Consider the following 13,954-nt stretch of genomic DNA (forward strand, 5'->3'; position numbering starts at 1 on the left):
TGAAGGGGTGAATTTATTCCACGGTCAATGAAAAGGAGATCATCCGTGAGTTGATCTTGTCTATGGCCCGGGAGAATTTCAGGTTGGTGTCCCTGCTGTGCAGGTTGCCTATACCCCATCCCATTTTAATTTCCGGCGTTAGTACAAACATGGGGAAATAAAAATGAAATCCCAGACCTGCTTCTGCGCCATAGTCAAACCGGTTCAGCTTGATGAGGTTTTCTGCTTTTCTTGCACCTGCATTGGAAGCCAGGTCATACTCACCCTTTACCCCGGTCATCATATACACTTTGAAATTATTGATCCGGTCGCTGGTGAATTTTATCTGGATGGGAATGGTCAACGTAATGGACTGCACTTTCTTGGTCGTTTTAAAATCCTCCCCGTCGGGCCGGTCGGGTGTTGGCAGACTGTATTCAAATGCTTTTTCACTGAACGTGAGGTTCACCGGAAAGGTACGCAGGTCGAAATGATTGCTTAACCGCACATTGACAAGCCAGGCCAGGTTGATGCCGGTACTGTTGATACTTTCCACAACCATGATACTGTCCTGACCCAAAAAGGTCGGGTGGTGTGTAAAACTGAAATGCGAACGGTTCATACCCAGGTTGATGCCAAAACGGATAAATTTTTCGTCATGGTCGGGCAGGTTGATCTTTTCCCTTAATTGAGAGACCCCGGCAAGGGGTAAAAAGAAAATAGCAAAACCCAATATCTTTATTTTTCTCCGCAATAGATGCTGCATATACCTAAGCTCAGTGGTTTAGAATAAGTGTTCCTGTATCCCAGGTTGTCCAGGATAGCTGTAAAATTCTTTCCTTCCGGAAATTTTTTAATTGATTCGTCGAGATATTGGTATGCGTTGCGGTTTTTCGAGAATAATTTGCCCACTCCCGGGCAGATGACCTTCATGTACAGGTTGTACATGCTTTTTACAAGCGGCATTTTTGGTTTGCTGAATTCAAGAACAACCAGTTTTCCCCCGGGTTTCAGCACCCGCCTGATCTCACTCAATCCTTTTTCCAGGTTCTCGAAATTACGTACCCCGAATGCCACGGTTACCGCCTCAAACGAATCATTTTCAAAATTTATTGTCTCGCTGTCGCCATTTAACAGTTCGATGGCTTTTTGCAGTCCAAGCTGCTGTATTTTCTTCCTGCCTATATCCAGCATGCCATCGCTGATGTCGATCCCGGTTATCTTTTCCGGCCTCAGTATACCAGATGCCATGATGGCCATATCCGCTGTACCGGTTGCCACATCAAGCAGGTTTTTGGGTTGGATGGCTGCCAGTTGCTTAATGGCCTTCTTCCTCCAGGATATGTCGATCCCTGCACTCAGGAAGCGGTTTAGAAAATCATACCGGAAAGCAATGTCATTGAACATGCCGGCCACCTGCTGTTTCTTACCCAGCCCCGAATCCTTATAGGGTACTACCGTATCGTGTGCATAATCTGACATTGGGGGCAAAGATAAGGAGAGATACCCGATGCAGGATGCCAGATACAGGATTAATGCCCGGCACCAGATCTTTTAACTATTTGAATATTGTCCAAAATCCTCCACCTTGCTTCCTGCATCCTGTATCCTGCATCTGGCATCCTGCATCCTGCATCTTGTATCTTGTATCCTGCATCTGGCATCCTGTATCGGGTTTCGGTTATCTTTGCCTCATGCAGATCAAATCAGCCAGGTACATCATCAGCAGTCCCGGATATGAAAAATGCCCCGTGCCTGACAAAGCGGAATATGCTTTCATCGGCCGGAGTAATGTGGGCAAATCCTCGCTGATCAATATGCTTTGCAATAATGAAAAACTGGCCAAGACCTCTTCGGCCCCGGGAAAAACACAATTGATAAACCATTTTGAGATAACCTCATCGCCATCCCTTCCCGCTCCTTCAACAGGCCCGGGAAAGAAGGGTGAAGTGAAGACCGATGCGAAGCAGAATAAATGGTACCTGGTTGACCTGCCCGGGTATGGTTTTGCCAAAGTAAGTATAAGGAGCCGGAGACGTTGGGAACAGATGATAGAGAATTACCTGCGGAAAAGAGAGAACCTTTCCATGGTCTTTGTTTTGATAGATGCCCGCCATTCCCCGCAAAAAATAGATCTTGAATTTTTAGAGCAGTTAAAAAAATGGCAGGTGCCCCTTTCGCTGGTGTTTACCAAATCGGATAAAGTGAACCAGCGTACAGTAAGCAAGAACGTAAAGGATTTCCTGGAAGCGATGAAAAAGACCTGGCAGTTCCTGCCACAGCATTTTGTCAGCAGTGCCCTTAAAAAAACCGGGAAGGATAAGATACTTGCACTTATTGAAGAGATGAACAGCGGTTCCTGATTGAAAAATTCACCGGATGAGGGAGCAGGGGGTGAGGCCTGTGTTCTGAACACATGCGTTGGAAAAATAATTCTCAGCAAACTTAATTCACCACTTTATTGGCACAACTGCTGCTGGCAAAGGCTTCCGGCTTGGCTTTAAAGGCAAAGCCCATTCCCAGGATATAGCCCATGGCTTCCCGCAATGCCTCATTGCTTTTAAAGTGTGGGTTGGTGTTGATGTCGGCATGCACTTCCATATCCACATTATACACCGTGAACAGGTCGCAGAGTTCGTATGCGATCTCAATGCTCTTGGCCACTTCCACCAGCATTCTTTCCTTGATGCTGTACTGCTGCAATGTCTTTTCATTGTGGATGAACATAAAACCGCCATGGCCTTCCCGCAGGAAAACGATCACCGTGGCAAACTCCGTTTCCTTGCCCTTTACCTGGCTGTCGGTTCCGATACAAACTTTTAAATGATAGCCATCATCTGATTCCCGTTTGATGGCCTGTTCTACAGCATCCTTGATGTGCAACTGGATAGGATCTCCGTTAAATTTTCTCCATAGCATAAAAATGGGTTTTCTAAAGTTACGGATAAATTACCCCTAAATCCCCTAAAGGGGACTTGACGGAGTAAAATTATTTACAGAGTTATTAAAAAACTTACAGTTAAATATCATGTAATCACTTAAGTTATTGATCTCTTTACAAATCCCCTTTAGGGGATTTAGGGGCACAAAAAAGGGGATAGCCCCTAACGCTACCCCCTAACTTACACATGAATCTACCTTACTGTCTTATGACTCGTTCTGTCTGTTTTTCTCTGTTGCTTAAAAGCCGGGGATATACCATATCAACCGGGTTCTGTAAAATATATTGCGTTCAAAATTTTATACCCTGTACCGGAAATCCAGTGCCACATGAACGGTAATTTCAGTTTGTACCAGTGTAAAAACGTAAAACCGCCTGTCAATATTGCCCGATCCATTCGGGTAAACTGTATTGAAATAAGCCCTTTGGTCAGGTACCTGTTTCAGAACAATTGATCATATCCCGGAAACTGCTGAACGGCATCTGTGAAACAGCAGACCGGGTAAAGGCCTTCACCCGGAACGGACAAAAGAAAAGGTGACAGCCCCCGCTGTCCTCCTTTTTCAGAAAATCTGCCTTACTGCTTTATGATTCTTTCGGTTTGTTTTTCATCATTATTGAATAGCTGAATGATATACATACCAGCCGGCTGGTCAGGGATATTTAACCGGTTGATGCCTTTTAATGCTGTTCCAGCCAGCAATACCCTTCCGTTCACATCCAGTAACCGGTACCCGCAATTCCGGGAAGCATTGATAACGATCTCATTTTGCACCAGGGTGGAAGCGCTGAAAAGTTTTACCGGATTGCCCGTTCCCTTCAGTGCAATGGTATTGGAATAAACCGACTGGTCAAGCACCGATGTCACTTTCAGCCGGTAATAAACGGTATTGGTCTTATAAGGCTGCCAGGCAAAGTTTGCCACGGATGGCGCCAATGATGTTAACGTGTTGAACCGGGTACCGTCATCCGATGCTTCAAGCAGGATCGTTTTTACCGGCTCATCGGCAATGATGCGCCAGCGAAGGTCATGCTTGTCCTTATTAATGGTTCCGCTGAGATCCACTGCATGAATCGGTAAAGCACCTGAAGTTCCGGCTATGCTGTAAGCACCGAGGCTTCCGTATTCCCCGGTATTTGAATTACCGGTACCATCTATTTTCAGGTAATACGTTCCGGCATTTAAGATCGTATCAATCGTCACACGCATGGTGGCAGCCGGATCATAGGTCCTTACCAATGTTGCGGATGAATTGTATAACTCGATCTTGATGTCCAGGTTGGCGCCGATATAATTGTTCGCTACATTAAAAGGGGTGGCGGTAAGATGCAGGTTTGCATTTTGCAGCAGGGTGAATTTAAAAGCATCCTGATCCGAATTGGTCCCTATCAGCCCGTTTACGCTGAACCCTGCAGGAGCAAGTGTATACGTACTGCTGTTCAATGTTTCGGGGTAATCATCCGGACGGTACGTAAACCCATTTTGAGTGGCGATGATGGAAAGGTTATCCTGTACAGAAGTACATCCGTAAGGGGTAGGTCCATTGTTCCAGTTGCTCATGTTGCGGTAATAGCTGTTTCCCATTATCGGCGACCAGCTTGTTTCGCCGCTTCCGGCGCCACTGTTGTATTGTTCTACCGGTGTACTGCAATTGGAGCCATACCTGGACTGGTGGGAAAGGCCAAGTGTATGGCCGCTTTCGTGCGAACAGCATTCGCCAACCATTTTAGGACTATAGGGACCTAACACATCACTGAATACAAAAGCAGGCGTATCATCGCCCCAGGCAAAAGAACCCACATAGGCAATTCCGCCCACACCGGGGCTCCATGAACTTGTGGTGGTGATGATGACCCGTATCCGTTTATTCAGTGGTGCAGATAAGAAAACAGTTGAGTCGGTTGTGATGTTGATATCAAAAGGACGGTAATCCTCTGCCACCCGGTTAAAAGCCTCTGTCACCTGGGGATCGGTCATACCGGATGGATTGCAATAAAAAGAAGTTCCTCCATTCCAGACAGAGCTTTGCACATAGTGCCCGTCAAAGTCCAGGAAAATGGTTGCCGCAGCGGATGGGTAACTGTTTAATTTAGGTACAGCAAAACTTTTAATCGAAAAAGTTATGGCGGCGATCAGTAGTAAGGTAAAGGTTTTTCTCATGTTGGTGCATTGGGGGTTATGCAGGTTTAGGTATTGATCATTTTAATTCGGGCTGCAATCGGGTATCGCCCGGTCGGTCTCCATTTTTACCAGCCGGTAATTCCCGGCAGCATCCCGTTTCAATTCGTACCCGTCAAAATAATTTTTGTTGACGATGCGGCCCACGTAGGAAACGGTATTGTCTTTATTGGTGATCCGGGAGATACTGAAAATGGAATTATGGTAAGCAGCAGATTTGATAACGGCCGACTGCAGGTTATCGTATTTAACCACATTATTCACCACGTTGCCTGAAAAGGAAAAATTATCGGAAAAGGACAGGCTGATGTTCTGACCCTGCGTTGAATGAAAGATACTGCTCAACGCTGCCTCTGAACAATCAATAACGTCAGGAAAATTGCTGAATTGCTTTGGTTTGGATGCGGTTTGTGAATGACCGGTTGTTGCAATGAAAGTACACAGCAACATTATTGCAATGGCTGCAAAATGTTTCATGGATCTGGTTTTTTGGATATTGGACAACTTGTTCTGATTTGTCTAACGCAGATCAGGGGGCTTTAGTATGCCGAAACCTATAAAAAAGGGATGAAAAACAGCCAGGAGGAACGTTGTTTTCAGAACTGGCCCGTACTTAACAATACCAGTGTACAGGCTTCAACGGGTTGGATCCCGTTTGCCCTGGCCAGGTCAGCCAATTCCTCATTTTCGGCGCCGGGGTTGAAAATGATCCGTTTGGGATGGAGGGAAAGGATATAATCGTAGTATTCCTGCTGGCGCAGCGGGTTCAGGTAAATCGTCACGGTATCAATACCAGGGAATGGTTCATGCTCCGTCCCGATCTCCACCGGACCCACTGCTCCTTTCCTCTTCCCGATGGCTACCACCGGGTGTTGCTGACCGATCAGTCTTTTAATGGCCAGGTTGCTGTACCGGGCCGGGTTTTCGGATGCACCCAGCACCAATGTCTTTTTCTTTTCCATGCTATTGTAAAAATCTTTCTTTTAATTCCGGCGTAGGTACCATGCATTCCTCCCGTACACCAAACCACTTATACCTGTTGGCGGCGATCCAGTTATAGATCCCGTCCCGGAAGAATTTTGGCACGATCATATAAACATAGAAAACAGGCCATAATCCACTTAAATGCCGGCAAACTTTTAAAGCAGCCGATGATCTTGCGTAGGCTTTCCCGTTCTCTATGAAGACAAATGATTCCATGGCTTTTACCGGTAAATGATATTGTTGTAACAATCTTTGCCCGGCTTCAGACTGAAGGGCTGCAAACCGGATATTGTTCGATTTATCTCTTTTGATAACGAATTTAACCGCACTGTTGCAGAAATTGCAGATGCCGTCGAATAATATGATTGGTTGTTCTTTCATTTAAAGAACTTCAGCAGGCTGCTCATGAACCAATTCTCATCTGCCTTGATCATTACGTCCAGCATTTTATCGGCCTGGCTGCCAAACTTCCGTATGCCACCGACCGTGTCGATAAACTGTTTTACATTTTTTTCTTTCTTATCACCATCGATCTGCTCCAGCTGGGCCAGTAATTTCAGCATGGGGTCCAGTTCCCGCTTCTTTCTTTCCTTGATGATCTGGGTGGCCACTTTCCAGACATCTTTCTCAGCGGTAAAGAATTCCCGCCGCTCCCCCGGGATGAGTACCCGCTCCACCAGTCCCCAGGATATCAGGTCACGGGTGTTCATATTCACATTTCCCCGGCTGATGTTCAGTTGTTCCATGATGTCGTCCTGCGTGATGGGGTCCGGGCTGATGAGCAGCAAGGCATGGATCTGCGCCATGGTCCGGTTGATACCCCAGTTCGTACCAAAAGCGCCCCAACTGCTGATGAACTGTGCTTTTGCCTCGGAAAGTTTCATGATGACTGATTTATACTGTAAAGATAATACAGTTTTTGAATTTTCAAAACTTATTGAAAATAAATTTTAATCAGGTTTTGCAAAACTGATCGGCTGCTTCCGGTAGGCATTCACCTTTTTACCTTTCTGAAAGGCCGGTTCCCATGGCGGGGAGTTTTCTATGACACGGATGGCTTCTTCATCCAAAACAAATTCTACGGACTTTGCCAAATGAACCTCTACGCATTTACCCGATGTATTTACAACAAACAATACCACCACACGGCCTCCCCGTACCGATTGATTTCCTGTTTCTGCATTCAGATTTTGGGATAAATATTTTATCCATTCCCTGTCGCTTTTTTTGAAAAGTGCTTCCTGTTCGCCATCGGCCAGTTTATCACTGAGGGGTTCGTGTTTGACCGTATCCGGATCAATTGTTTTTACCAGCACCCCCCGTTCATACTCCTCTTCTAAAATTACCTTACCGGTATCGTTATAGTAATACCAATCCTTTTCTTTCAGATTGTTGATATAATAACCGCTCTTTGTTATTGTTCCGGCAGGAGCATATTCATAAATAGGTCCTTGCAGAACTTTAAGTGTAGAGTCTGAATAGCTTCTTAATTTCTGCAAAGGGCCTTTCAGTTTATAATCAAGGCGCTGAAAAAATTCCGGGTATTTTTTTACTACAATAAATGAATGTGCTTCTTTGATATTCTCCGTAATTCCATTTTTCCCCACCAGGACGAGGTTTACAATTTTCTGCGAAAATGCAGGTAATGTTGCCAGGCAAAATACCAGGAGGTACGTTATTTTTTTCATACTCGACTTATAAATGCGAAGATTGCTTTGTGATCTTATAAAAGGAATGTAATAAAAAAAGCACCAGTGTTAATACCAATGCCTTCACTTTTTAATTTGTTTTGACCGAAACAGAAACACTACAGCAGCATCGTAACCGGGTTCTCCAGGTATTTCTTCAGTGTTTGCAGGAAAGCAGCCCCCACAGCGCCGTCCACCGTGCGGTGGTCGCAACTGAGGGTAAGCTTCATGATATTGGTTGTGCCAAATCCCTCTGCTTTTTTAACCACCACTTCTTTTATCCTGCCCACAGCCAGTATGGCGCTGTCGGGTGGATTGATGATGGCGGTGAATTCTTCAATGTCCATCATACCCAGGTTGGAGATGGTGAATGTATTGCCACTGAATTCCTGCGGCTGCAGTTTTTTATCCTTTGCCTTGCCGTATAGTTCTTTTGCCTCGGATGCAATTTGTGACAAGGTCTTCTGGTCCGCAAAACGGATCACCGGAACGATCAGTCCGTCGGGTGTTGCCACCGCACTGCCGATATGTATGTGATGGTTCTGGCGGATGAATTCCCCCCCCGCCTCTTGCGGGGCAGGCATCCAGCTGCTGTTCACATTCGGGTGCTGACGCAATGACAAAGCGGCTGCTTTAATAATAAGATCATTGAATGATATCTTTACCGGGCTCAGTTCATTTAATTGCGTACGCACATTCATGGCATTGTCCATGTTTATCTCCATGGTCAGGTAAAAATGCGGCGCACTGAACTTACTTTCTCCCAGCCTGCGTGCAATGGTCTTACGCATCTGTGTGAGCGGAATATCGGTATGGCCTTCCTGGCCTGTTGCAGTAAATACAGGAGCCGGTGCAGCCGGAAGCTTTGCAGCAACTGCTGCAGGCGCTGCAGAAGGGCTGTAATTATCAATATCTTTTTTGGTAACCCGGCCACCGTCGCCGCTACCGCTTACTTTGGTTATATCAATTCCTTTATCGGCAGCTAATTTTTTAGCTAATGGAGAAGCCTTTACTCTTCCGTTGGTAGAAGCAGCAAGTTGTTCGTTGTTCGTTGCCCGTTGTTCGGGTGCTGATGCGGGTTCTGTTGCGAACTGCCCACTGCCCACTGCTGCCTGCCCGCTTTTCTCTGCGGCAACATATGCGCTCACATCCGTTCCGGCTTTACCCACGATCGCAATGATCTCATTTATTTTTGCAGCCTTGCCTGCTTCAACGCCAATATATAAAAGTGTTCCTTCTTCATACCCCACCACTTCCATGGTTGCTTTATCGGTCTCCACTTCGGCAAGTACGTCATCACTTTTTACAAAATCACCCGGTTTTTTATTCCAGGCCACGATCTTTCCTTCGGTCATGGTATCGCTCAGTAAAGGCATGCGGATCTCTTTTGCACCGGCGGGAAGGGAAACGGTTTGAGGTTGCGGGCCTGCCTGTCCGGTAGGCAGGTTTGAGGTTTGAGGTTGGGGGTTTGAGGTTGGGGGTGTTTCAGCAGGCGTTGCAGATTTTGCGGCAGGTGCCGGGCCCTTTTCTTCCAGCAAAGATTTATAATCCTCGCCCTCTTTTCCCACAATGGCGATCACCTGGTTGATCCTGGCGGCTTCGCCGGCGGGTACACCTATATAGAGTAAAGTTCCGTCCACATACCCGTTCACTTCCATGGTTGCCTTATCGGTTTCCACCTCGGCCAGCACGTCATCGCTTTTTACCTTATCGCCCACTTTTTTATTCCAGGAAATTATTTTCCCCTCGGTCATCGTATCGCTCAGCAGCGGCATGCGTATCACTTCTGCCATAGTATTAATCGCTTATTTTTGATTGAGGTTCGAAATTAAGGCAAAATGCGGAAATGGGGGCAGTTCCGGTCAATAATCCAGTTCCAGCCGGAGCCGGTCTTTTAATTCTTTTACCAGGGGGTATTCCTCGATAATCTTAAGATACTGCTCCCGGGTGTTCAATGGCCTTTCGCCGGGTTGGGTGGCGTCTTCCTTTTCTTCCAGTACCACATTGTAGGTAAGCTGCCGGTTGCAGAAATGGTCCTGCAGGCAGTGAACCAGATCTGCCCGTTCCTGCTCGATGAACTTTTGCTGGATATTGCTTTCTGTAATGATCTCGATGGAGTTATTATCAATGATCTTTAAAACAGCACCCCTGAAGTTGGTAACGGCCGAATGGTTCTTTTTGGCACTGAGCTTCTCAATGAATTTGTCCCAGCACAGTTGGAGTTCCTCCGTTGTTATTTCCTTTGCACCGTTCCCGTTTGCCTTATGTTGCTCCGACACTTTTTTACGTATGGCATCCAGTGAGCCAAGGGCCCTCCTGGGTTCGGGTGAAACAGGCTCCGGCTCTTTGGCTGTTTTTTTCCCGATGGGGGATCCAGGCTCTTCAATGATCAATTTTGCCCCTGCATTTTTTTTAAGGGCAGGTTCAGCAGGAACATCCTGTTCCTTTAACCGGATCACCGGCAGGGCTTTAAACGCTACCGGCTTTGCAGATTCAACCAGTTTTTTTTTTGAAACAACGCTGCCGGCATCCACCAATTCTACGGCCTGTGCCAGGTAGCAGAGTTTGATGATGGCCAGTTCTACATGCAGGCGCTTATTCCTTGCCTGCCGGTAACTGGTCTCTGCCTCATTCAGCAGGTTCAAAGCGGCAAGCAACCAGCTTGTTGATATCTGTTTGGCAGCCTGCATATACTTTTGCTTAAAATCATCCGCCACTTCCAGCAGAACCGCAGCCTTCGGGTCTTTACAAACCAGCAGGTTGCGGATGAATTCACTGCAGCCTTCCAGCAGGGTATCGCCTTCAAATCCCTTTTGATTTATTTCATCATACAGCAGCAGGGCATCACTGAGTTTCTGCTGCTGCATACAATCGAGCAGTTTGAAATAATAATCCTCATCCAGGATATTCAGGTGCTCCAGTGTGTTGCTGTAATTGAGTTCACCGTTGGTAAAGCTTACGATCTTATCCAGGATGCTCAAGGCATCCCGCATGCAGCCTTCGCTTTTTTGTGCGATCACATGCAGGGCTGCTTTTTCGGCCTTTATGTTTTCCTTATCACAGATCTCCTGCAGGTGATCAATGGTATCGTTGTTGGTGATGCGCTTGAAATCAAATATCTGGCAACGGCTGAGGATGGTTGGCAGGATCTTATGCTTCTCGGTAGTGGCCAGGATGAAGATGGCATAAGGCGGCGGCTCTTCCAGCGTTTTTAAGAATGCATTGAAGGCGGATGAACTGAGCATGTGAACCTCATCCACGATATAGACCTTGTATTTACCGGCCTGCGGTGCAAAACGGACCTGCTCCACCAGGGTCCGGATATCATCCACCGAGTTATTGCTGGCCGCATCCAGCTCATGAATATTCAAGGAGGTTCCTGCATCAAATGAAACACAGCTGTTGCAGGTATTACAGGCTTCTCCATCGGCAGTCTGGTTCAGGCAATTGATGGTCTTGGCCAATATCCGTGCACAGGTGGTTTTACCAACCCCCCTGGGCCCGCAAAATAAAAAGGCATGAGCAAGCTGGTTATTCTTTATGGCATTCTTTAATGTAGTGGTGATATGCGCCTGCCCCACAACTGTAGAAAAATTCTGGGGCCTGTACTTTCTTGCCGAAACAATAAACTTATCCATAATGGTTAATGGTTCATAGTTGATGGTTCATGGCCTGGCCATGATCTATAAGCCATGAACTATGAACGGACTTTGGGCAAATCTAAAATCTTAAATCTGCAATATCAAATCAAAATCGGGTGGCGTTTAAATTCCCGGGTACGGTCGAATAGATACCGGTAAGTGACCAGGTTCCGGCTGCGGTAGGTATCGCCAAAACTCTCTGCCACATTGATCATTTTGGGGTTAAAATCGCCGATCCACTGCATTTCATAATCAAGGTACTGCTGGTTTGGTTTCTGTACAATTTTCCGGCATTCGCCAATGATGTACGAGTCGATCCCTTTCCCCTGCCATTCGGGTACCACACCAAATACAAGCCCTACGAATTTTTTGGCCGGCCTGAATTTCTGTCTCCATACAAATTCCAGTTTCTGCAGCAGGCCGAATTTTCCGTTCATGTGCTTAAAGTACTGGTTGATATCCGGCAGGTTGATGAACATACCAATGGCCGTTCCCTTGCAGTAGGAAAAATAAGCAATGTCCTCATCCATTACCGGCTTCATTTTTCTGAACATCAGCAGTACCTGGTCCTTGCTCATCTGTTTCAGGCCGCCATGGCCGGCCCATGCCTTGTTGTACACTTCCACAAAATCACCGGCATATTTTTCAAGGTTGTTTTTCCGGATGGTCTCAAAACTGATATCGGGGTCGGTTTCGTGCATTTTATGCCGCTCCATGGTCTTTTGGGCCAGTGGTTTTGTTGCATCCAGCCCGAAGCAGACCTGGTTGAAAAAAAGTTTGAACCCGTAATTCTCAAAAAGACTGATATAATAAGGAGGGTTATAGTTCATGCAGTAAAGGGGTGGGAAAAAGCCCTGGGTGATCAATCCCCACCAGCGGTCACGCTCCCCAAAATTGATGGGACCATCCATGGCTTCCATGCCATGCTGTATCAACCAGTGTTTTGCATTGTCGAACAGGAGATCGGCGGCATCCTGGTCGTTGATGCATTCAAAAAAGCCAATGCCGCCCACCGGCACCTCATCGCCCTTGTTCTTATATTTTTTATTGGTGAAGGCGGCAATACGGCCGATCAGTTTTCCCTGGTCGTCCTTTAATACCCAGCGGGTAACTTCTCCAAAGCGAAAGGCCTTGTTCTTCTCCTTATCAAACACTTCATGGATATCCTTATCCAGCGGGCGTATCCAGTTGGGGTCGTTTTTGTGCAAAACAACAGCTACCTGTATGAATTCTTTTGCGGTGGGCTTATTTGTAACGGGGATGACCTGCATGATAATTTTAAAAATGCAAAGTAACTACATTTTAAAGCAACCCATAAAAAAAGCCATCCGCCAGTTGGCGGATGGCTTTTAATCATATCCAGCCTAAAAAAGGTTTTTCTAGTGCTTTTCAAATTGTACAACACCGCTTTGCGTGCCGTTCTTATCCTGTAACCGGATGATGTATTTACCGTTTGCAAGCATGGTTCTGAAATCGAACCGGAAAGATTGTACATTCTTCAATTCGATCTCCCGGCTTCCGTACATTCTGCCATTCATATCCATAAGGGTGACATTGTACCTGCCATTGAACAGGCCCTCTTTATTACCAATGGTAATAAAGTTCCTGTCTATTACCGGGTTTGGATAACCATAGATGACAAATGCTGGTGGCAAAATACACTTGCCGCTTACCTGGATAATTTTACTGTATTTAAAGCTTGCATCTTTGTCTACCATCTTCAGCCGCAGGTATAGGTTATTTCCCTGTAACTGGTCAGACAGGCTGTTGATGTCAAACAAAGAACTGTAGTTGCTCTTATTTTGTGCGGCCACACTGTTTATGGTACTGTAATTTGTACCGTCTTTACTTACCTGCAGTTCATAATGGTCAAAGTTCAATTCATTTTCAACAGACCAGTCGGTCCGGATGATACAATCTTTCTTTACTGCATTGAATTTGGTTAATGTAACCGGGGTGGTACCTGTTATTACCGTATAATCTATGGATGCTGAGTTATTATTTGGGTTAGCATCTGACAGAATGTAAGGATTGCCCGGGGGGTTTACTACAAGGAACTGGCCGGAAACGATGGATGTGCCCAATGAATTTGCCTTGACCCGGAATACAGCGTCGCCAAAGAAAAATCCGGGTAATGCAGTATGTATAACACCAATGATCAAGGGTTGGCTTTGCGAAACATCATAACTCCACGTAATGTATTCGCTGTAGGGAGCTGTAGAGAGGTTGAACGCAGGATCCAGGATCATATTTAATCCTAAGCCTATCCTGATATATGCCGTGCCCGGCGGGATATCATTGGGATGTAAATTCAAAAAGCCGAGTTTCAGCAGGTAGAAGGATCCATTCAGCAGATTATTTGCATCGGCCGGCGTGTCATCAAGCTCTGTAATATCAAATGCCGAGAATGCCGGGTCGGCAGTAACAGGGATCTGTGTAAATCCTTTTACGGATACCATGAGGAAAAACACCAGGGGTGTGATCCGTTTTGGCAAATTAATTATATGTATCATAACTTTTCTCTTTAATGGTTTATGCAGCA

General features: G+C 46.1%; 14 protein-coding genes. 1 reads left to right on the forward strand and 13 read right to left on the reverse strand.

Annotation, left to right across the window (positions count from 1 at the left end):
• Positions 1–13: 13 nt before the first annotated feature.
• Together IPJ02_06980 and ubiE are read right to left on the reverse strand one after the other, a co-directional pair.
• A complete protein-coding gene (locus tag IPJ02_06980; GenBank protein MBK7375289.1) occupies positions 14–745 on the reverse strand; it encodes a PorT family protein in 732 nt (243 codons plus the stop codon).
• Positions 718–1,461, reverse strand: coding sequence for a bifunctional demethylmenaquinone methyltransferase/2-methoxy-6-polyprenyl-1,4-benzoquinol methylase UbiE (ubiE, locus tag IPJ02_06985; protein ID MBK7375290.1), 744 nt, complete (start codon positions 1,459–1,461; stop codon positions 718–720). The genes IPJ02_06980 and ubiE overlap by 28 nt, the downstream gene beginning before the upstream one ends.
• 212 nt (positions 1,462–1,673) lie before the next feature.
• Here ubiE and IPJ02_06990 point away from each other — a divergent pair, with 212 nt between their 5' ends.
• A complete protein-coding gene (locus tag IPJ02_06990; GenBank protein ID MBK7375291.1) occupies positions 1,674–2,342 on the forward strand; it encodes a YihA family ribosome biogenesis GTP-binding protein in 669 nt (222 codons plus the stop codon).
• An 82-nt stretch (positions 2,343–2,424) separates the two neighbouring features.
• On the opposite strand, the gene IPJ02_06995 is transcribed toward IPJ02_06990, so the two are convergent.
• The 11 genes from IPJ02_06995 to IPJ02_07045 all read right to left on the reverse strand — a co-directional run bounded on the left by IPJ02_06995 (position 2,425) and on the right by IPJ02_07045 (position 13,925).
• Positions 2,425–2,898 carry a ribonuclease H-like YkuK family protein gene (locus tag IPJ02_06995; protein MBK7375292.1) on the reverse strand — a complete coding sequence of 158 codons (474 nt, stop codon included), beginning with the start codon at positions 2,896–2,898 and terminating at the stop codon, positions 2,425–2,427.
• A 599-nt stretch (positions 2,899–3,497) separates the two neighbouring features.
• Positions 3,498–5,081 (reverse strand): T9SS type A sorting domain-containing protein, encoded by a 1,584-nt coding sequence (locus IPJ02_07000; GenBank protein MBK7375293.1) that lies wholly within the window; start codon positions 5,079–5,081, stop codon positions 3,498–3,500.
• 42 nt (positions 5,082–5,123) lie between these two features.
• The gene (locus IPJ02_07005; protein ID MBK7375294.1) at positions 5,124–5,576 is read right to left on the reverse strand and encodes a hypothetical protein; all 453 of its coding nucleotides are present in this window, start codon (positions 5,574–5,576) and stop codon (positions 5,124–5,126) included.
• 119 nt (positions 5,577–5,695) lie between these two features.
• Positions 5,696–6,061: a CoA-binding protein gene (locus tag IPJ02_07010; GenBank protein ID MBK7375295.1), complete on the reverse strand. Its 366-nt coding sequence runs from the start codon at positions 6,059–6,061 to the stop codon at positions 5,696–5,698.
• Position 6,062: 1 nt separating this feature from the next.
• Positions 6,063–6,464 carry a thiol-disulfide oxidoreductase DCC family protein gene (locus IPJ02_07015; GenBank protein ID MBK7375296.1) on the reverse strand — a complete coding sequence of 134 codons (402 nt, stop codon included), beginning with the start codon at positions 6,462–6,464 and terminating at the stop codon, positions 6,063–6,065.
• Positions 6,461–6,967 carry a MarR family transcriptional regulator gene (locus tag IPJ02_07020; GenBank protein ID MBK7375297.1) on the reverse strand — a complete coding sequence of 169 codons (507 nt, stop codon included), beginning with the start codon at positions 6,965–6,967 and terminating at the stop codon, positions 6,461–6,463. The genes IPJ02_07015 and IPJ02_07020 overlap by 4 nt, the downstream gene beginning before the upstream one ends.
• Before the next feature lie 66 nt (positions 6,968–7,033).
• Complete coding sequence (locus IPJ02_07025; protein MBK7375298.1) at positions 7,034–7,771, reverse strand: TonB family protein; 738 nt, start codon at positions 7,769–7,771, stop codon at positions 7,034–7,036.
• 119 nt (positions 7,772–7,890) lie between these two features.
• Entirely contained in the window at positions 7,891–9,564 is a 1,674-nt protein-coding gene (locus tag IPJ02_07030; protein ID MBK7375299.1) for a pyruvate dehydrogenase complex dihydrolipoamide acetyltransferase, read from the reverse strand.
• Between the two features lie 69 nt (positions 9,565–9,633).
• Entirely contained in the window at positions 9,634–11,409 is a 1,776-nt protein-coding gene (gene dnaX, locus IPJ02_07035) for a DNA polymerase III subunit gamma/tau (GenBank protein MBK7375300.1), read from the reverse strand.
• 104 nt (positions 11,410–11,513) lie between these two features.
• Positions 11,514–12,683: a hypothetical protein gene (locus IPJ02_07040; protein ID MBK7375301.1), complete on the reverse strand. Its 1,170-nt coding sequence runs from the start codon at positions 12,681–12,683 to the stop codon at positions 11,514–11,516.
• A 108-nt stretch (positions 12,684–12,791) separates the two neighbouring features.
• On the reverse strand, positions 12,792–13,925 hold the full coding sequence (locus IPJ02_07045; protein MBK7375302.1) for a T9SS type A sorting domain-containing protein: 1,134 nt from the start codon (positions 13,923–13,925) through the stop codon (positions 12,792–12,794).
• Between the last annotated feature and the right edge of the window lie 29 nt (positions 13,926–13,954).

It is taken from the genome of Chitinophagaceae bacterium, from assembly GCA_016710165.1.
GTDB lineage: Bacteria > Bacteroidota > Bacteroidia > Chitinophagales > Chitinophagaceae > Ferruginibacter.